This window comes from Seohaeicola sp. 4SK31 (assembly GCF_028802875.1).
Lineage (GTDB): Bacteria > Pseudomonadota > Alphaproteobacteria > Rhodobacterales > Rhodobacteraceae > Seohaeicola.
Genome location: NZ_JARAMP010000013.1, coordinates 123707 through 142379, shown reverse-complemented (window position 1 = coordinate 142379; position 18673 = coordinate 123707). Strand labels below are relative to the sequence as shown.

The window sequence follows — 18673 nt, the reverse complement described above, 5'->3', positions numbered from 1 at the left end:
CAGGTCCGCATCGCCATCCTGAACGGCTACACCGCACTCGGCATACCCGTCACAGAGACCGTGGGATAAGTCTGTCCAGGGAAAGGGGAACTTCGGCGATCAGCCGATTTGTGCAACAGAGCCTTTGGCAACTGTAGATGCAATATCACGAAAGATTCAGGTTGAATCGTCGGCTCGCATCGCCGAAAGACAGAAGATACTTGCGCAACGCAATTCTGTGCTAAGGCCGCCCAAACCGGAGCTTACCTTACCGGATGAAGTTGCCAAATTTGTCAAAGGCATTTACTCAACTCCAAAATCAATCGTCGAATACGGTTCCGGGGGCTCCACCATCTTGGCCGCCGAGCAGTCGGGAACAACCGTGTTCTCGACAGAAAGCGACAGGGACTGGTGCAAGAAGATGGAGGATTGGTTCCACCACAACCCGCCAAAGGGCAAGGTATTCATGACCCACGTTGACATCGGCCAGACCAAGGAATGGGGTCATCCGGTGGATAACAGCAAGATCCTTCACTTCATCAACTACCCCATGTCGATCTGGCAGCACCCTGCCCTGATCCATCCCGATGTCGTGCTGATCGACGGACGGTTCCGAGTGGCCTGTTTCGTTGCAACCCTGATGCACATCAACCGACCCACCACAATCCTTTTCGATGATTACAGCGACCGGCCCCGCTACCATGTGGTCGAAGAGTTCTGCAAACCCACGCGCCATGTCGGGCGGATGGCAATCTTTGAGGCCGAGCCTGCCGTTTTAACAGCTTCTCAATGGCATCGCTTCGGAGCCTACTTCTTCAACCCCGAATAATAGCACCCCCCTTGCAACATGCCCCCCGATCCGACACATCTGGGGGCATGAGCCAGCCGCCCGACACTGCTCCTGACACCCCGGCGCATCCGCGTCTGCGCATCCGCATCGTCTTTGGCGAGGCCGAGATGATCGGCCCCGGCAAGGCCGAGTTGCTGGAACGGCTGGACCGGACCGGCTCCATCGCGGCGGCGGGGCGCGAGATGGGGATGAGCTACAAGCGCGCCTGGGAGTTGATCGGCACCCTGAACGCCATGTTCCGCGACCCGCTCGTCTCCAGCACGCGCGGCGGGACGGGCGGCGGCGGGGCGGTGCTGACACCCAACGGGCGGCGCGTGCTGGCGCTCTACCGCGCGTTCGAGGTCGAGGCCGCCGCGGCCGGTGCCGACAGGCTGCAGGACCTGCGCGCCCTGCTGTCGGAGGCCCCGGACAGGGATATTCCCGACGGAAAATAACGCTTGCCCCGGCCCGTCCCCTCCTGCGATATGTTTCACGGACCATATCAACCCGGAGCCCCTCATGCCCCTCGCCCGCCGCCCGGTTCTGGCCACGCTGATGGCCCTGACCCTCGCAGCCGCCCCCCTGCGCGCCGGGGCCGATGTGACCGTCTTCGCCGCCGCCAGCCTGACCACCGCGCTGGACCGCGTCGCCGCCGCCTGGACCGCACAGTCTGGCCAGACCGCCACCTTGTCCTATGCCGGATCATCCTCCCTCGCGCGCCAGATCCAGCAAGGCGCGCCCGCCGATATCTTCATCTCGGCCAGCACCGACTGGATCGAGGCGCTCGCAGCCTCGGGCGACCTGCAGCCCGGCACCCGCCGCGACATCCTCGGCAACAGGCTGGTGCTGATCGCCCACGGGCCGGACGCGCCCCCCGTGACCCTCGACGCGACCCTCGATCTGCCGGCGCTGCTGCGGGGCGGCCGGCTCGCCATGGCGCTGGTCGATGCCGTGCCCGCCGGCGTCTATGGCAAGGCGGCGCTGACCCATCTGGGGCTCTGGGATGCCGTCGCCCCCCAGGTCGCGCAGGCCGACAACGTGCGCGCCGCCCTTGCTTTCGTGGCCAGGGCCGAGGCCCCCTTGGGGATCGTCTATGCCACCGATGCGGCGGCCGAGGACAGGGTGACGGTCATCGGCACCTTCCCGGCGGACAGCCACGCACCGATCACCTATCCCGCAGCGATCACCGCGCAAAGCGACAGCCCCCAGGCCCATGCCTTCCTCGCCTTCCTCGCCTCGGACAGCGCCCGCGCGATCTGGCAGGATCACGGCTTCACCGTGCTTGACTGACCCGGATGACTGAGGCAGGCACGCGGAATGATTGATGCCCTGACCAACTGGCTGGGACCGGCAGAATGGCAAGCCGTCCGGCTCAGCCTGTCGGTCTCGTTCTGGGCCACGCTGGCCAGCCTGCCCTTGGGCATTTTCATCGCCTATGCACTGGCGCGCTGGTCGTTTCCGGGCAAGCAGATCCTGAACGGGATCGTGCATCTGCCGCTGATCCTGCCACCGGTGGTGACTGGGTATCTGCTGCTCATCACCTTCGGACGACGCGGGATGGTGGGTCAGTTTCTGGATCAATGGTTCGGCATCGTGCTGTCCTTCCGCTGGACCGGGGCCGCCCTTGCCGCCGCGATCATGGCCTTTCCCCTGATGGTGCGCGCCATCCGTCTGGCGATCGAGGCGGTGGACCCCAAGCTGGAAGCCGCCGCCAGCACGCTGGGCGCGTCGCGGCTGTGGGTCTTTGCCACCGTCACCCTGCCCCTGATCCTGCCGGGGATCGTGGCGGGGGCGATCCTCGCCTTTGCCAAGGCGATGGGGGAATTCGGGGCCACCATCACCTTCGTGTCCAACATCCCCGGCGAGACGCAGACCATTCCCTCCGCCATCTACGCCTTTCTGCAGGTGCCGGGCGGCGAGGACGCGGCCAGCCGTCTGGTCCTCATCGCCGTGGCCATCGCCATGGCCGCGCTGCTGCTGTCCGAGGTGGTGGGCCGTCGCGTCGCCCGCATGGTGGCCGGATCATGACGCTGTCTGTCGCCATCCGCCACGGCTTTCCCGGCTTCGATCTGGATGTCAGCTTCGAGGCCCCTGCCGGCGTGACGGTGCTGTTCGGCCCGTCTGGGTCAGGCAAGACCACGCTGATCAATGCCATGGCGGGTCTGTTGCGCCCCCGCATGGGACGCATCGCCGTGGACGACTGGGTGCTGCTGGACACGCAAGCGCACCGCATCCTGCCGCCACACCGCCGCAGGCTGGGCTATATCTTTCAGGAAGGCCGGTTGTTTCCCCATCTGACCGTCCGGCAGAACCTGCATTACGGCCGCTGGTTCGCCCCCCGCGATGCGCGCCACGAAAACCCCGCCCGCGTGATCGAGATGCTGGGCATCGGCCATCTGCTGGACCGCCGCCCCGGTGCGCTGTCGGGGGGCGAGAAACAGCGCGTCGCCATCGGCCGCGCCCTGCTGGCCGCGCCGAAACTGATCCTCGCCGATGAACCGCTGGCCGCGCTGGACGAGGCGCGCAAGGCCGAGATCCTGCCCTATTTCGAACGCCTGCGCGACGAGGTGGCGGTGCCCATCCTCTATGTCAGCCATGCCCTGCCCGAAGTGGCGCGGCTGGCCACCACCGTCGTGGCGCTCCGTCAGGGGCGCGTGGTCGCCACGGGCCCCGCAGCACAGGTCCTGGGCGATACGGCGGCGGTCGGCGCGCGGGCCGCAGCCTCGACCCTCACCGCCCGCGTCGTCACGCATCACGCCGACGGGCTGACCGAACTCATCACCGCCGCAGGTCCCCTCTGGCTGCCACGGGTCGAGGATGCGCCCGGAACCACCCTGCGTGTCCGCATCCTCGCCCACGAGGTGATCCTGTCCCGCGCCCGGCCCGAGGGTCTCTCTGCGCTGAACATCCTGCCGGGCACCATCACCCGCATCCATCAGGGCGAAGGACCGGGCGCGGTGGTCCATCTCGCCATCGGCTCCGAGGATATCCTGATCCGCATCACCCGCCGCGCCTGCGCCACGCTGGACCTCAAACCCGGCGACAGCGCCCATGCCATCCTCAAGTCCATGTCCGTGGCCCGCGACCGCATCTGGACCGCCACCGGCCCGGACCTCTGATCCGCCCGCCCACGACCACGCAGCCCCAAGGCGAATGCGCCACAGTCACCCGCGCAAGGCGGGCCGCTGTCACCCTGGCTCTGGATATGCCCGCACCTATGCGCTATTTTCAACCAACCCGCGCGACCCGCCCTGCCATGATCACCACCAAGGATTTCCGGATGTGACCGTCCAGAACATCAAACAGCTGCCGCTCCGGCTCCAGACAGCGCATAAAAGCGATGTCCGGACCCAGTTTGCTGCGCTCTGCTACCGGGTGGTCAAGGACAAGACACAGATCCTGCTCGTCACCAGCCGCGGCTCGGGCCGCTGGATCGTGCCCAAGGGCTGGCCGATGGACGGCGTCACCCCCGCCCGCGCCGCCATGACCGAAGCCTGGGAGGAAGCGGGCGTCGAGGGGCAGTCCATAGACGTCTGCCTCGGCATGTTCTCCTACTCCAAGATGCTCGGCCCCGATGCGCTGCTGCCCTGCGTCGCGATGGTCTATCCCGTGCGGGTGCGCGAACTGGCCGCCGACTACCCCGAATCCGGGATGCGCCAACGCAAATGGTTCAGCCAGAAGAAGGCCGCCAAGGCGATACAGGAACCCGAACTGGCCCAGATCATCAAAAGCTTCGACCCCCGCAAGCTCAAGCGCTGACTTGAATTCACCCGCCAAGCCGTTATCTGTTCACCACACGATCCCGGCGCCTCGGCCTGCCGGCCCCCGGCACACAGGGGCACAGGGCCGCGCCTTCACCGCAGAGCAGGCCAGATGATCCAGTTCTCGCTCAGATGCAGCAATGACCACCGCTTCGACAGCTGGTTTCAGTCCTCGGATGCCTATGACAAGCTGGAACGCGCGGGCATGGTCACCTGCGTGATCTGCGGCGTCACCTCGGTGTCCAAGGCCGTGATGGCCCCCCGCGTGCGCCCCGCACGCGACGCGGCCCCGGTCCCGGTCCCTGCGGCCCCGACCGTCCCGGCAAACGCCGCGCCCGCCACCCCCGCCGCACAGGCGCTGGCCGCGCTCAAGAACCATATCGAAACCCATTCCGACTATGTCGGACAGGATTTCGCGCGCGAAGCCCGCGCCATCCATGACGGAACCGCCCCCGACCGCGCCATCTATGGCGAGGCCCGCCCCGAAGACGCCCGCCGCCTGATCGAGGACGGGGTGCCCATCGCGCCGCTGCCCTTCATCCCGCGCCGCAAGACCAACTGAACCAAGGAAGGCGCTCCCGCACATGCATATCGTCATCACCGGCGCAAGCCGCGGCATCGGCGCCGCCCTGCGCGCGCAGTATCTGGCACAGGGACATCAGGTCACCGGCACATCGCGCAGCGGCGACAAGGATCTGATCCAGCTCGACGTGACCGACCCCGCCGCCCATGCGCGTCTGGCCCAAACAATCAAGGATCAGCCCGTCGATCTTCTGATCTGCAACGCGGGCATCTATGCCGACAAGGGCCAGAGCCTTGATGACGGCTATCCGGCCGCCCTCTGGGCCGACACCTTCGCCACCAATGTCACCGGCGTCTTTCTCGCGGTGCAGGCCCTCTTGCCGAATCTGGCCCGCGCGCAAATGCCCAAGATCGCCATCATCTCCTCGCAGATGGCCAGCGACACCCGCGCGCCGGGGGGCAGCTATATCTACCGCGCCTCCAAGGCCGCCGCCCTGAACCTTGGCCGCAACCTCTCCGCCGATCTGGCCCCGCGCGGCATCGCCGTGGGCATCTACCACCCCGGATGGGTGCAGACCGACATGGGCGGCGCGGGTGCCGACATCACCGTGGATCAATCCGCCACCGGGCTGGCGGCGCGCTTCGACGCCCTTGGTCTGGACACCACAGGCTGCTTCGAAACATGGGACGGACGCGCCCATCCGCGACATGGCAGACGCTGCGGCGCATCCGGCCACCCAAGAGCAAATCGAAGTCATGGATCTTCTTTGACACGCCCGAGCAAGGCATCGCCATCACGGTCGATGACATCCTGATCCTTCAGGAGGAATACGAGGCGTTCTCTAAGCAGATTGGAACCGGCCTCCCGCGCAAATATGCGGCACCTAAATACGATTGGGACGCCATGTATGTCGCCCTGATCAAAAGAATTCACCTCGAAGGCTTGCCAGCGACCAAGACGGCGCTACTCAAGGAAATGCAAGACTGGTTCAGCAGAAATTCGGAGGACGGTGAGTTTCCAGATGAAAGAACGATGCGCGCTCGAATTTATCCAGTTTTTGAAGCTATAATGAACACGGACCAAGCGTCCTGAAAAAGCCCAAGGGAACAATTAATGCCGAACGACAAATCACTTTTGCAAAGCGGGCACCTTGCCATTGGACTGGTGAACTCCGTCCCGACCTTTGCCCAATTCAAAGAAACGAAAGACGAAGCGCGCGTGGCCGGCGCGCGCTGGCTCGAAATTGCGAATCACGGCGACGGCCATGCTGAAGCCTTCGTGGTGGAAGCCGAACCCCTCGAGCCTGCCACCACCCAGCCCATGCCGGCAGGCAACCGAAACTGACGGCTTAGCCGCCGCCATCAATGACCCGCAGGCGCGGCTTCAGCCGCGCCGCGACACTATCCACCCCGGCCCGCAACGGCGAGTCCATCAGATGCGCATAGCGCTGCGTCGTGCGCGTGTTGCTGTGGCCCAGGAGCCCCCCGATCATTTCGAGGGAAGATCCATCCGACACCAGCAAAGAGGCGAAGGTGTGCCGCAGATCGTGGAGACGCAGTCCCTCGAGCCCGGCAAGCTTTCTGATCTGATCCCAGCCCCTCTCGATGTTCCTGACCGGAGCACTGCCGTCCAGAAGCGGAAATAGCCATGGACACCCCTCGGGAACCTCCGCCCGGCGCCGCCTGATGATCGAAGCCACCTCCTGCGATATCGGAACCCGATGGATCCGTCTCTGCTTCGTCGTCGCCGCCTGCTTTGTCCAAAACAGATGGTCGAGACTGAAATCGTCAAAGCGCGCGTTACACACCTCGCCCTTGCGCGCGCCAGTCAAAATCAGCATCCGAACCAGATCAGCTGCCAGCGGATCATCGGCCACGTCGAGCGCACCCACCAATGCGGTGACCTCGTGCAGCGACAAAAATCGGTCCCGCTGCGTTTCCTCGCGTCGCCGATAATTCAAAGCGGGATTATCCGGCCGCATCCCGACATCGACCGCCAGAGAAAACATCTTTCGGAGCACTTCACCGCACCTGTTCGCACGTGTGGGTGTAGGCCTTTTGCCCACGCCTTCCGGCCATTTGCGTCGGCTCAGAGCGCCAGAAGCCACCTCCGTCAGCAGCTGGTCTATATCCCGCGCCGTGATGCTTTTCACGAGGCGACCCTTCCACCGCGCGAGCACAAAGGTCGCGAGCATAGACCTCTGATCCTTGGCATTTCGCGCCGACACCTTCGGCAGGTGTTCAGTCTGATAGAGATCGACCAAAGCCGAAATGGTCGCCGACCCGTAAGCCGACTTCCGCTCGTCCATGGGATCCGAGCCGGCATCAACTTGACGGCGCAGCTCAGCCGCCCGCGCCCGAGCCGCCGTAACAGACCACTCAGGCCACCGCCCGATGGTATAGCGCCGAAGCCGACCGCTGGTCCGGTAATTCAGGGCAAAAGCCTTATTGCCCGAGCGGTAAACCACCAAGGCAAAGCCAATGACCATGTCATCGAAAATCTGGAAATCACGATCTTTTGCCGTTTCCTTTTTAACGACACTTTCACTCAATCGAATCCGTTTTGGCATCCTCATCGCCTCCGAAACACCCCGGAGCAGTCCTGCGTTTTTCGAGGCGCACGTCAAGCCACATCAACACCTGCATCAACATCACATCAACCATTTACCGCCGTTTTGACCACCTCAAACGCAATTCAGCGCCGCCGCACGCCGCCGCAAAAACGCGATTGCGGAAGCAAAAACAGGGCATTAGAGGAAAAACCGCGCAAAGTCAGGACGTTGCAAAAATGCCATTGATCAGGTTCACATCCAGATCAATCGCCAGATCGCCGTCACTGTCCAGATACAGCGTGCCGAAACGGTTCTCGTCATTCCATGCGCTGACAAGCGAGGCATCAGGACGGATGCCCGCGAAATAGGTCGTGAACTGGATCGACGAACAATCCTTCCCCGCCTCGCACCCATAGAAAAAGACAGTATAGGCTTGCCCGTCGATCCGGCCCTCGATCATCGGATCACCCACCGAATCCACATCCAGCATGGCCGAGCCATAGCCCTGCGCGATATTCAGGATCGCCGCCGGGTCGGACCCGTCCAGCAGATCGGTCGCGGATTGCGCCATGGCCGAAACAGGCAGGGCCAGCCCCGCCACAAGAGTCAGGACCAGATGGACCGGTCTGTGCGCCAAAATCATGTGATCCTCCTTGATCGCGCGCGCCCCGGCACGGACGCGCTTTGGCGGACAGTAACGACAGCCCGGCGCGACGCGCAAGATACCGTCGCATGACAGCCCCGCCCGCATATTGATATTGCGCGCATCACGGCGACAGATTAAACGCGAGCGCAGCTTGCGACCAAGGACAGATCATGCCCGTTCTCGTGATGAAATTCGGCGGCACGTCCGTCGCCAACCTCGACCGGATCAAGCGCGCCGCCAAGCGGGTGGGCGTTGAAGTGGCCAAGGGCTATGACGTCATCGTCATCGTCTCGGCCATGTCGGGCAAGACCAACGAGCTTGTGGGATGGGTGCAGGACATCTCGCCCTTCTACGACGCGCGCGAATATGACGCCGTGGTCTCCTCGGGCGAGAATGTGACCGCCGGTCTGATGGCGCTGACCTTGCAGGAAATGGATATCCCCGCCCGCAGCTGGCAGGGCTGGCAGGTGCCGCTTATCACCACCTCCGCCCATTCCGCCGCCCGGATCGAGGAAATTCCCGCCGACAACATCAATGCCAAATTCGCCGAAGGCATGAAGGTCGCGGTTGTGGCGGGTTTTCAGGGCATCTCGCCCGAAGGCCGGATCACCACGCTGGGCCGTGGCGGCTCGGACACCACCGCCGTGGCCTTTGCCGCCGCCTTTGGTGCGGAACGCTGCGACATCTATACCGATGTGGACGGCGTCTATACGACAGACCCCCGCGTCAGCCCCAAGGCCCGCAAGCTGGATAAGATCGCCTTCGAGGAGATGCTGGAACTCGCCAGCCTCGGCGCGAAGGTGCTGCAAACCCGCTCGGTCGAACTGGCCATGCGCTACAACGTCAAGCTGCGCGTGCTCAGCTCGTTCGAGGAACCCACAGACACCGCAGGCACGCTGGTCTGCGACGAGGAGCTTATCATGGAATCCAAAGCCGTCTCCGGTATCGCCTTCTCGCGTGACGAGGCCAAGATGACCCTCGTCACCATCGAGGACCGCCCCGGCATCGCCGCCGCCATCTTCGGCCCCCTCGCCGATGCGGGCGTCAATGTGGACATGATCGTGCAGAACGTGTCCGAGACGAATTATCAGGGCCATGCCGGTGGCGTCACCGACATGACCTTCTCCTGCCCCATCGACCAGATGAAACGCGCCGAAAAGGCACTGGTCGAGGCGCGCGAAGCCGGGCTGATCAAATTCGACCGGCTCGAAGCCGATACCAATGTGGCCAAGGTCTCGGTCGTGGGCATCGGGATGCGCAGCCATGCCGGTGTGGCCGCGCGCATGTTCAAGACGCTCTCGGATGAGGGGATCAACATCAAGGTCATTGCAACCTCCGAGATAAAGATTTCCGTCCTCATCGACAGGAAATACATGGAACTTGCCGTGCAGGCGCTGCATGATGCCTTCGAGTTGGAGAAATCGGCCTGACAGCAGGCGATCGGTGGCCCCGCCCCGGCTGCCGGTCTGACCGGCAGGCCGGCTTGGACCAGCGGATCACAGGACGGGGAACAAGGCAGGCCATATGCCCGAACAGACCGAATCCGAAAGCCGCAAGCTGCTGCGCCGGTTGCGCGACGCCATGGCCGAGGACAGCGCGGGTCAGGCCCGGCTGGACAAGATCACGCATCTGACCGCCGATTCGATGGGCACCGAAGTCTGCTCCATCTACCTTTTCCGCGACCCCGAAACCCTTGAACTCTGCGCGACCGAGGGCCTCAAGGCAGAAGCCGTCCACCAGACGCGCATGAAACTGGGCGAAGGTCTCGTCGGCCGCGTCGCCCGCTCCGGCAGCATCATCAACACCGCCAACGCCCCGCAGGAAAAGGGCTTCCGCTTCATGCCCGAAACCGGGGAAGAGATCTATTCCTCCTTCCTCGGCGTCCCCATCCAGCGACTTGGTGAAAAACTGGGCGTTCTGGTCGTCCAGTCGAAAGAAGCCCGCGAATTTTCCGGCGACGAGGTCTACGCCCTCGAAGTCGTCGCCATGGTCCTTGCCGAAATGACCGAACTCGGCGCCTTTCAGGGCGAAGGCGCCGCCCTCTCCGCCCGCCACCAGCAATCCGTCCTGATCCGCGGCACCACAGCGCAGGAAGGTGCCGCCGAAGGCCATGTCTGGCTGCACGAACCCCGCGTCGTCGTGACCAACCCGATCTCCGAGGACCCGCACAAGGAACTGGAACGCCTGCACGAGGCCGTGGGCCAGTTGCGCCTGAGCGTCGATGAACTGCTGGCCACCACCAATGGCGACAAGGACCAGACCGAAGTGCTGGAGGCCTACCGCATGTTCGCCCATTCCAAGGGCTGGATGCGCCGGATGGAGGAGGACATCGCCCGCGGCCTGACCGCCGAAGCCGCGGTGGAAAAGGAACAGTCCAACGCCCGCAACCGGATGGAGCAGGTCACCGACGCCTACCTGCGCGACCGCCTTCACGATCTGGACGACCTCTCGAACCGCCTGCTGCGCATCCTGACCGGACAGGGCAAGGAAACAGGGGCGGAAATGCCCACCGATCCCATTCTCGTGGCCCGCAACATCGGCCCCGCCGAACTGCTGGACTATGGTCGCAGCCTGCGCGGCATCGTGCTGGAAGAAGGCTCCGTCGGCTCTCATGCCGCCATCGTCGCCCGCGCATTGGCGATCCCTCTGGTGATCCGCGCCGGCCGCATCACGACCGAGGCGTTGAACGGCAACCTCATCATGGTGGACGGCGATCAGGGCACCGTCCACCTGCGCCCCGACGACACCGTCGCCTCCGCCTTCCGCGACAAGATCGCGATGCAGGCCCAGGCACAGGAACGCTACACCTCGATCCGCGACAAACCCGCCGAAACCCTCTGCGGACGCCGCATCGGATTGCACATGAACGCCGGTCTCATGGCCGACCTGCCCAGCCTTGCCGGATCAGGCGCCGAAGGCGTGGGCCTGTTCCGCACCGAACTGCAATTTCTGGTCCGCAACCAGATGCCGAAACGCTCGGAACTCTCGGCGCTCTATGCCCGCGTCCTCGATGCCGCCCAAGGCAAGCGCGTGGTCTTTCGCACGCTCGACATCGGCTCCGACAAGGTGCTGCCCTACATGAAGCCCAATGACGAGCCGAACCCCGCCCTGGGCTGGCGCGCCATCCGCGTGGGCCTCGACAAACCGGGCGTCATGCGGATGCAGTTGCAGGCCCTGATCCGCGCCGCCCATGGCCGCCCGCTGACCATCATGTTCCCCTTTGTCGCGCAATACGGCGAATACCTCGCCGCCAAGGCCGAGATGGACAAGGCGATGGAACGCGAACGCATCCTCGGCCACCCCCTGCCCGCCTCATTGGAAGTGGGCGCCATGCTGGAAACCCCCAGCCTCGCCTTCGCGCCTGAGCAGTTTTATGAGGAGGTGCAATTCCTCTCCATCGGCGGCAACGACCTCAAACAATTCTTCTTCGCCGCAGATCGTGAGAATGAACGCGTCCGCCGCCGCTATGACACGCTCAATCTCAGCTTCCTGACATTCCTCGAAAACATCGTGGAACGCTGCGCCGCGACCGGCACCCCGCTCAGCTTCTGCGGCGAAGACGCGGGCCGCCCCGTCGAGGCGGCGTGTCTGGCCGCCATCGGCCTCGACATGCTCTCGATGCGCCCCGCCTCCATCGGTCCGGTTAAATCCATCCTGCGCCGCACCAACCTCGCGGAACTGCGCGACGTCATCTACGACGCCCGCGACCGTGGCGAGGAAACCGCCCGCCCCGCCGTGATGGAATATCTGGCCCGGCAGGGCTGATCCCCGCGCGGTCTCAAGTGAACCGTAGGGTGCGTGCTTGCACGCACCGCTTTGCGCGCCGCGACGGGTGGGTGGTGCGTGAGATCACGCACCCTACAGGTACTGCCTTGCCGCCATTGGCCGCGACATGCTCTCGATACGCCCCGCCTCCATCGGCCCGGTCAAATCCATCCTGCGCCGCACCAACCTCGCAGAACTGCGCGACGTCATCTACGACGCCCGCCCCGCCGTGATGGAGCATCTAACCCGGCAGGGCTAATCCCCGCGCGGTTTCAAGCGAACCGTAGGGTGCGTGCTTGCACGCACCGCTTTGCGCGCCGCGACGGGTGGCTGGTGCGAGAGATCACGCACCCTGCCTTGCCGCCATCGGCCTCGACATGCTCTCGATGCGCCCCGCCTCCATCGGTCCGGTCAAATCCATCCTGCGCCGCACCAACCTCGCGGAACTGCGCGACGTCATCCGCGCCGCCCGCCCCACCGTGATGGATCATCTAACCCGGCAGGGCTGATCCCCGCGCGGTTTCAAGCGAACCGTAGGGTGTGTGCTTGCACGCACCGCTTTGCGCGCCGCGACGGGTGAGTGGTGCATGAGATCACGCACCCTGCCTTGCCGCCACTGGCCGCGACATGCTCTCGATGCGCCCCGCCTTCATCGCCCCCTCACATCCAACCTGCGCCGCACCACCCTCGCGGAACTGCGCGACGTCATCCGCGCCGCCCGCCCCGCCGTGATGGATCATCTAACCCGGCAGGGCTGATCCCCGCGCGGTTTCAAGCGAACCGTAGGGTGCGTGCTTGCACGCACCGCTTTGCGCGCCGCGACGGCATGTCCAGCGCCACAAGAAAAGGGGGCCACCACATGGCAGCCCCCCGTCATTGCGATGTGAAAACCATCACGACGGTTTAGTCGGTGGTGGTGCTTTCTTCCTCGTTGGTATCTGTCTCCAGCGTGTCATCGGCTTCGGTTTCATCCGTTGCCGGTGCATCGGTCGCAGGAGCATCCGTTGCCGGTGCATCGGTCGCAGGAGCATCCGTTGCCGGTGCATCGGTTGCAGGCGCGTCTGTCGCAGGCGCATCGGTTGCAGGTGCATCCGTCGCCGGCGCGTCGGTTGCCGGAGCGTCAGTGACAGGAGCATCCGTCGCGGGCGCATCCGTTGCGGCTGCATCAGGCGTCTCGTCCATCAGCGTCGAAAGCTGAGTCTCGGGCGGCAACGGTTCCTTGTCGGTGCCGTCATATTCCGGCATCGCCTCCAGCTCTTCGCGCGTCAGGCTGACCGAGATCACCTCATCCGCCGCGTTATAGGACAGCTCGCTCAGCGGAAGGGCCACGTCATATTGGCCGATCCCAAGGAAACCGCCGATACCGACGACGGCTTCACCTTCGCTCATCCCCTGCACGACATCCGTGATGGCGCCGATCGATTCACCATTGGCATCCTTCACATCGGTGCCGTTCAGGTCTCCCACGGTCATCTCCGACAGGCTTTGCGGTGCCATGGAATCGGCATCCGTCATCCCGTCGGTTGCCACAGGTGCAGTGCCGTCAGCGGGCGCCGTCGTGCCGCTACCGGTTTGCGCCACAACGGACGTGGCCAGCAGCAGACTCAGGGCGGTGGTCGTCATCAAATTCTTCAGTGTCATGTCATCACCTCTTGGTTGCATGAAGTGACTGGACAACCGGAGGCGAGGGTCATCGGTTCCGTCAGGATAGACCGTTCCACCACCCGCATGAGCGGTGTATCAAACCCTTGCAACAGCCCGGCGGGGGCTCTTACAACAGGCAGATCACGGCCTTACTACCTGAAAGTATAGGATATTTACCTCGGCCATCACCGGCCGGGGACAGCCCGCCCCCTGCGCGCGCCCCTGCCGGGCAGCCCTGCGCACTGGCGACAAAGCGCCGAAGCATAGCTCATGTTTGGGCAAGTTCGCGCGCATCCGCAAACCCTCCCGCGCGCCGTCATCCCAATCCGCACCCGTCACGACAGCGTTCATTTGCCGGTAACCAAGGTAAACAGATGCTGAAGGCGGATCGCCAAGCCATTGAAATGAAAGGAAGCGAAAAATGTCCCATCATGGGACAGACGCCAGCCCCCCGCATCCACCTTGTGCAAAACCGCGCCGTGGTGCATGAGCAGGCAATACCCAGACAGTCGAGGGCAAGGTCATGGATTACGGAAAACAGGGCGCAAACAAGTCGGCCAAAAACATGCCGCGCCACAAGGAACACAACGAAAAGGGCACCGACAAGAACCCCTATGGCAAGACGGGTCCCAAGGCCGAACTGGTCGCCCGGATGAAGGCCGCCGCCGAAGCCAAGAAGAAGGGCTGACCCGCCTTCAGAACCGGACCCGCGCAGCCTGATCGGCCAGCGCCGACAGCACGCTCATCGCCGCCAGCGCCGAGGTGCGGGGATGGCCCGGCAAGGTCCGGCCGGTGATCACAAAGGACATCTCTCCGAAATCGCCCGCAGCCGTGATCCGGTGGATATTCCCCCGCGCCGCCGGGTCCGCGATCAGCCGCACCTGCGTGCCCTCGAACCCCAGCCCCGCCAAGGCGACTGCCGCCGCAACATTGGCGTTCTTGGGATACAGCAGCGCCGCCTGCCGGGCGTCCCCCTCGAAATGCACGGCCTCATGCTCCAGCGGCGCTGACAGGTCCAGCACATCCTCGGCCCGCGACCCGGCCCAGCCTGCGGGGGGCTTGCGCCCCTCATAGGTCACTTGGGTAAGCCCCCCCATCCGCGCCGCGCGCAGCGCGTCCAGCCCGCCGATGGCGCCGCTGCACAGGATCAAACGGGTATCGCCATCGCGGGCAGCGGTGGTCAGCTCTGTCTCCAGCGCCGCGTCGGCCAGCGCCCCCAGCGAGACCGTGACCAGCGGCACCCCGGCCCGCAGCACCTGTGCCCCATGCTGCGCCAGCCCGGCATGCCCGGCACAATCCACCATGATGTCGGGCAGATCGCCATCAAGGCCCTCGACGCATCTGATATCACCCAAGGCCGCCCGCGCCGCCGCCGCGCGCCCTGGTCGGATCAGCGCGAGCGCCAGCACCGCATCTATCGCCCCCATCCCCCGCGCCACATATTGCGCGATGGCCCCGTGCCCGATCAGCCCGACCCGCAGCACGCAGGTTCAGCCTTCAGCCGGGCGGGTGTAGTCCTCATCGCTTACCTGCTCCAGCCATGTGACGGCGGAGCCGTCCAGCGCCTCCTGCATGGCCAGATGGGTCATGGCATTGGCAGGGGCGGCCCCATGCCAGTGTTTCTCTCCGGGGGCGAACCAGACGGTGTCGCCGGGACGGATCACGCGAACAGGGCCGCCCCAGCTTTGCGCCAGCCCCAGCCCGGACATGACCAGAAGGGTCTGTCCCAAGGGATGCGTATGCCATGCCGTGCGCGCGCCGGGTGCAAAGGTGACGCGGACAGCCCGCAACCGCGCCGGATCAGGGGCGGTGATGACAGGCTCCATCGCCACATCGCCGGTGAAGTATTCCGCCTCGCCCCGCCCTGTGGGCCGGGTTCCGTTTGCCGTGATCTCCATCCTTCGCTCCTCCTGCTGCCTGCCGCCACTGTTCCGCAGAGGCGCGCGCAGGGCAAGCGCCGATAAGGTCAGCCGCGCCGCGCCGGCAAACGGGTCACCTTGTCGCGCAACCGCTGGGCCAGTTCCGCCTGCGGCACATCCCCGTCAATCGCCAGCTTGCGCAGACCGAAATGCACATGGGCGATTTCCTGATAATAGCTTGTATAGGCGTAGTTCGTGGCGGCCCCTGCCACCGCGCCCAGCAAGGGCACGGTCTGCGCGGCCAGCTTCTGCCCCATCACCGTGGCCAGACGCGGAGCCACGCGGGCGATCAGCCCATGCAGCACAGGCCCCGTCACCGTCAGCCGCGTCGAGATAAAGGCCAGATCCGCCCCGTCATCGCGGGCCAAGGGTCCGGCTGCGGCAAAAACCTCGATACAATCGAATTGCACATTGGCGGCCGCAGGGTCGAAGCCGTGTTCCGCGGCCACGCCTTGAATCGACCGCAGCAGGATCGTCGTGGTGATCGGCAGTTCCGCCATGGCCGAAGGCAATCCGCCAAAACCGCCCGCGGCCCCCATCGCCGTGGTGACTGCCGTGTTCATCCAGCCGGGTTGATCGCCGACCAAGCCGCGCGAGCTTTGCGCGGCGCGCATTGCCCAGTGCAGCGCGGCCTCGGTCCCCTCGCCCAGCCGGTCGCGCACCGAGGCAGGCAAGCGGTCCAGAAGCGATTCCGCGCGTCCGCCGATCAGGTTCAGCACCTGAATCCCCATGCCGCCCGCCGCCGCATAGCGTTGCGCCAGCCGGTCCAGTTCCGCCTCGACATCGACGGGGATCAGGGTGTTCGTGGTCATCGGCTTCTCCATGCTTTGCTATTGCATAGATTGGATACCACGGGCTGCCATTCAAGCGGCAAGGTGCAGGTCAATCCGTCCAGCGCACCACGCGGCCGGTGATCCCCTGCCATGCGCCGTCCACCAGTTCATGGCCCAGAACGCGGTCCGGGTTGGTGGGCGGAGGCATCTCGACGCCGTCCAGCTTCCAGAAATCGAAGCGGTTGTAATAGGGCGCGTCGCCCACCAGCATCACCCGCTGCCAGCCGGCGTCGCGCGCCCGCTCCAGACTGTGCTGGATCAGCAGCGCCCCCAACCCCTCGCCCTGCCGGGTAGGATGCACGGCCACGGGCCCCAAGAGCAGCGCGGGCACATCGCCCACGCGGACGGGCCAATAGCGGATCGCCCCAGCCAGAATACCTTCACGGTCCCGCGCCACCAGCGAGAGGCCCGGCACGGGGGGGATATTGTCGCGCAGACGGTAGGAGGACAGCGCCTCGCGCCCCGGCGCGAAACACAGGTCATAGAGCGCCTCGACCTCCCACCAATCGGCGGCGGTTTCCTCGGACAATTGGAACACCTTCGCCAGTCCTCGCGCGTCAAATCAAGTTTCAGGTGGAAACGCCCCTAGCATGGCGCTAGGTCAGGCACAAACCACAAGCGCCTGTGGCGTGACAGAAACGAGGGACCTGATGTTCTACCAGCCCAAGGATGGCCACGGCCTGCCGCACAACCCGTTCAACGCCATCGTGACACCGCGCCCGATCGGGTGGATCTCGTCGCGGGGCAAGGACGGGGTGGACAATCTGGCCCCCTATTCCTTTTTCAACGCGGTGGCCTATACCCCGCCGCAGGTCATGTTCGCCTCGACCGGGACCAAGGCCGACCGGGATGGGACCAAGGATTCGGTCGCCAATATCATCGAGACTGGCGTGTTCTGCGTGAACATCGTGGAATTCGCCATGCGCGATGCCATGAACGCCTCGTCCAAGACGCTGCCTGCGGCCCAGTCCGAGTTCGATCATGCCGGACTGACGCGGGTGGAGTGTGAAACCATTGCCTGCGCCCGGGTGGCGGGTGCGCCTGCGGCGCTGGAATGTCGCCTGACCCAGATCGTTCAGCTGGAGGGCGAGGGCAACAGCCTTGTTCTGGGCGAGGTGACGGGCGTGCACATGCGCGACGATTGTCTTGTCGACGGGGTGTTCGATGTGACCACCTTCCGCCCGCTGTCGCGGCTGGGATACCGCGATTACGCGGTGATCACCGAACTTTTCGCCCTGACGCGGCCCGACGACTGATCACGGGCGCAATCACCGCTTGCAGCCTGTGCCGTCTGGACTAACCTGCGGGCGACAAAGGGCAATCACAGGGCGACCACCCCATGCAGACGAAGATCGGGATCATCGGGGGCTCTGGCCTCTATCAGCTGGACAGTTTGCAGAACCCGGAATGGGTGAGCGTCAGCACGCCCTGGGGTGAGCCGTCAGACCAGATCCTGACAGGCGTGCTGGATGGCGTGCCGATGGCGTTCCTGCCGCGTCACGGGCGCGGGCATGTGCATGCGCCCTCGGACGTGCCCTACCGCGCCAATATCGACGCGCTGAAACGGCTGGGCGTGACCGATGTGATCAGCGTCAGCGCCTGCGGCTCCTTCCGCGAGGAGATGGCTCCGGGCGATTTCGTGATCGTGGATCAGTTCATCGACCGCACAAGGGGGCGCGCCTCCAGCTTTTTCGGATCGGGTTGCGTGGCGCATGTAAGCCTTGCCCATCCCACTTGTCCGCGACTGTCGGCCGCTTGCGCGCAAGCGGCCCGCGACGCTGGGGTGACTGTGCATGAGGGTGGCACCTATCTGGCGATGGAAGGGCCGCAGTTCTCGACATTAGCCGAATCGCGGCTGTACCGCGAGGTCTGGGGCTGCGACGTGATCGGCATGACCAACATGCCCGAGGCAAAACTGGCCCGTGAGGCGGAGCTTTGCTATGCCAGCGTGGCCATGGTCACGGATTACGATTGCTGGCACCCGGATCATGATCAGGTGGATGTGGCGCAGGTCATCGCCACGCTGGGCGGCAATGCTGCCCATGCCCGCGCTTTGGTGGCGGGGCTGCCTGCCTTGGTTGGGGCGGACCGCGCGCCCTGCCCGCATGGCTGCGACCGCGCGCTGGAGCACGCGATCATGACGGCCCCGGACAAGCGTGACCCCGCGCTGATTGCGCGGCTTGATGCCGTGGCGGGGCGTGTGCTTTAGATGGTGGTCGCACT

23 protein-coding genes and 1 pseudogene are annotated in these 18673 nt (G+C 64.8%); 16 read left to right on the top strand and 8 right to left on the bottom strand.

What is annotated here, in order from left to right:
• The first annotated feature begins 124 nt into the window (after positions 1-124).
• The 9 genes and pseudogenes from PVW27_RS12725 (at position 125) to PVW27_RS12685 (ending at position 6436) form a co-directional block, all read left to right on the top strand.
• On the top strand, positions 125-808 hold the full coding sequence (locus tag PVW27_RS12725) for a hypothetical protein (RefSeq protein WP_274558252.1): 684 nt from the start codon (positions 125-127) through the stop codon (positions 806-808).
• Between the two features lie 47 nt (positions 809-855).
• Positions 856-1263 carry a winged helix-turn-helix domain-containing protein gene (locus PVW27_RS12720; protein ID WP_274558251.1) on the top strand — a complete coding sequence of 136 codons (408 nt, stop codon included), beginning with the start codon at positions 856-858 and terminating at the stop codon, positions 1261-1263.
• 64 nt (positions 1264-1327) lie between these two features.
• A complete protein-coding gene (gene modA, locus PVW27_RS12715; protein ID WP_274558249.1) occupies positions 1328-2098 on the top strand; it encodes a molybdate ABC transporter substrate-binding protein in 771 nt (256 codons plus the stop codon).
• 27 nt (positions 2099-2125) lie between these two features.
• Positions 2126-2836, top strand: coding sequence for a molybdate ABC transporter permease subunit (gene modB / locus PVW27_RS12710; RefSeq protein ID WP_274558247.1), 711 nt, complete (start codon positions 2126-2128; stop codon positions 2834-2836).
• Positions 2833-3927, top strand: coding sequence for a molybdenum ABC transporter ATP-binding protein (gene modC / locus PVW27_RS12705; protein WP_274558246.1), 1095 nt, complete (start codon positions 2833-2835; stop codon positions 3925-3927). The genes modB and modC overlap by 4 nt, the downstream gene beginning before the upstream one ends.
• Positions 3928-4090: 163 nt before the next feature.
• Positions 4091-4567, top strand: coding sequence for an NUDIX hydrolase (locus PVW27_RS12700; protein WP_274558244.1), 477 nt, complete (start codon positions 4091-4093; stop codon positions 4565-4567).
• A 114-nt stretch (positions 4568-4681) separates the two neighbouring features.
• Entirely contained in the window at positions 4682-5131 is a 450-nt protein-coding gene (locus tag PVW27_RS12695) for a DUF1178 family protein (RefSeq protein ID WP_274558243.1), read from the top strand.
• A 22-nt stretch (positions 5132-5153) separates the two neighbouring features.
• Positions 5154-5795: pseudogene (locus PVW27_RS12690) on the top strand (SDR family NAD(P)-dependent oxidoreductase); the annotation flags it as partial.
• A gap of 410 nt (positions 5796-6205) precedes the next feature.
• Entirely contained in the window at positions 6206-6436 is a 231-nt protein-coding gene (locus PVW27_RS12685) for a hypothetical protein (RefSeq protein ID WP_274558242.1), read from the top strand.
• A gap of 4 nt (positions 6437-6440) precedes the next feature.
• Here PVW27_RS12685 and PVW27_RS12680 read toward each other — a convergent pair whose 3' ends face one another.
• Together PVW27_RS12680 and PVW27_RS12675 are read right to left on the bottom strand one after the other, a co-directional pair.
• Positions 6441-7661: a tyrosine-type recombinase/integrase gene (locus PVW27_RS12680; protein WP_274558241.1), complete on the bottom strand. Its 1221-nt coding sequence runs from the start codon at positions 7659-7661 to the stop codon at positions 6441-6443.
• 202 nt (positions 7662-7863) lie between these two features.
• Positions 7864-8286 carry a YbjN domain-containing protein gene (locus tag PVW27_RS12675; protein ID WP_274558240.1) on the bottom strand — a complete coding sequence of 141 codons (423 nt, stop codon included), beginning with the start codon at positions 8284-8286 and terminating at the stop codon, positions 7864-7866.
• 173 nt (positions 8287-8459) lie between these two features.
• On the opposite strand from PVW27_RS12675, the gene PVW27_RS12670 reads away from it, so the two are divergent.
• The 4 genes from PVW27_RS12670 (at position 8460) to PVW27_RS12655 (ending at position 12563) form a co-directional block, all read left to right on the top strand.
• Positions 8460-9719 carry an aspartate kinase gene (locus PVW27_RS12670; RefSeq protein WP_274558239.1) on the top strand — a complete coding sequence of 420 codons (1260 nt, stop codon included), beginning with the start codon at positions 8460-8462 and terminating at the stop codon, positions 9717-9719.
• A 94-nt stretch (positions 9720-9813) separates the two neighbouring features.
• Positions 9814-12054, top strand: a complete 2241-nt coding sequence (ptsP, locus tag PVW27_RS12665) for a phosphoenolpyruvate--protein phosphotransferase (RefSeq protein ID WP_274558237.1) — start codon at positions 9814-9816, stop codon at positions 12052-12054.
• Between the two features lie 127 nt (positions 12055-12181).
• The gene (locus PVW27_RS12660; protein ID WP_274558236.1) at positions 12182-12313 is read left to right on the top strand and encodes a hypothetical protein; all 132 of its coding nucleotides are present in this window, start codon (positions 12182-12184) and stop codon (positions 12311-12313) included.
• A gap of 37 nt (positions 12314-12350) precedes the next feature.
• The gene (locus PVW27_RS12655; protein WP_274558234.1) at positions 12351-12563 is read left to right on the top strand and encodes a hypothetical protein; all 213 of its coding nucleotides are present in this window, start codon (positions 12351-12353) and stop codon (positions 12561-12563) included.
• A gap of 84 nt (positions 12564-12647) precedes the next feature.
• On the opposite strand, the gene PVW27_RS12650 is transcribed toward PVW27_RS12655, so the two are convergent.
• Positions 12648-12794 (bottom strand): hypothetical protein, encoded by a 147-nt coding sequence (locus tag PVW27_RS12650; RefSeq protein ID WP_274558232.1) that lies wholly within the window; start codon positions 12792-12794, stop codon positions 12648-12650.
• A gap of 163 nt (positions 12795-12957) precedes the next feature.
• Positions 12958-13695 carry a PRC-barrel domain-containing protein gene (locus PVW27_RS12645; RefSeq protein ID WP_274558230.1) on the bottom strand — a complete coding sequence of 246 codons (738 nt, stop codon included), beginning with the start codon at positions 13693-13695 and terminating at the stop codon, positions 12958-12960.
• Between the two features lie 526 nt (positions 13696-14221).
• Here PVW27_RS12645 and PVW27_RS12640 point away from each other — a divergent pair.
• Entirely contained in the window at positions 14222-14386 is a 165-nt protein-coding gene (locus PVW27_RS12640; protein WP_274558229.1) for a hypothetical protein, read from the top strand.
• A 7-nt stretch (positions 14387-14393) separates the two neighbouring features.
• On the opposite strand, the gene PVW27_RS12635 is transcribed toward PVW27_RS12640, so the two are convergent.
• From PVW27_RS12635 to PVW27_RS12620, 4 genes are all read right to left on the bottom strand, one after another.
• The gene (locus PVW27_RS12635; protein WP_274558262.1) at positions 14394-15179 is read right to left on the bottom strand and encodes an aspartate dehydrogenase; all 786 of its coding nucleotides are present in this window, start codon (positions 15177-15179) and stop codon (positions 14394-14396) included.
• 9 nt (positions 15180-15188) lie between these two features.
• A complete protein-coding gene (locus PVW27_RS12630) occupies positions 15189-15596 on the bottom strand; it encodes a (R)-mandelonitrile lyase (protein WP_274558228.1) in 408 nt (135 codons plus the stop codon).
• Between the two features lie 68 nt (positions 15597-15664).
• Positions 15665-16429, bottom strand: a complete 765-nt coding sequence (locus PVW27_RS12625; RefSeq protein WP_274558226.1) for an EcsC family protein — start codon at positions 16427-16429, stop codon at positions 15665-15667.
• 70 nt (positions 16430-16499) lie between these two features.
• The gene (locus PVW27_RS12620) at positions 16500-16988 is read right to left on the bottom strand and encodes a GNAT family N-acetyltransferase (protein WP_274558224.1); all 489 of its coding nucleotides are present in this window, start codon (positions 16986-16988) and stop codon (positions 16500-16502) included.
• Positions 16989-17100: 112 nt separating this feature from the next.
• Between PVW27_RS12620 and PVW27_RS12615 the strand changes: the two genes are divergently transcribed.
• Together PVW27_RS12615 and PVW27_RS12610 are read left to right on the top strand one after the other, a co-directional pair.
• Entirely contained in the window at positions 17101-17706 is a 606-nt protein-coding gene (locus PVW27_RS12615) for a flavin reductase family protein (RefSeq protein ID WP_274558222.1), read from the top strand.
• A gap of 83 nt (positions 17707-17789) precedes the next feature.
• Entirely contained in the window at positions 17790-18659 is an 870-nt protein-coding gene (locus PVW27_RS12610) for an S-methyl-5'-thioadenosine phosphorylase (protein ID WP_274558221.1), read from the top strand.
• Positions 18660-18673: the final 14 nt, after the last annotated feature.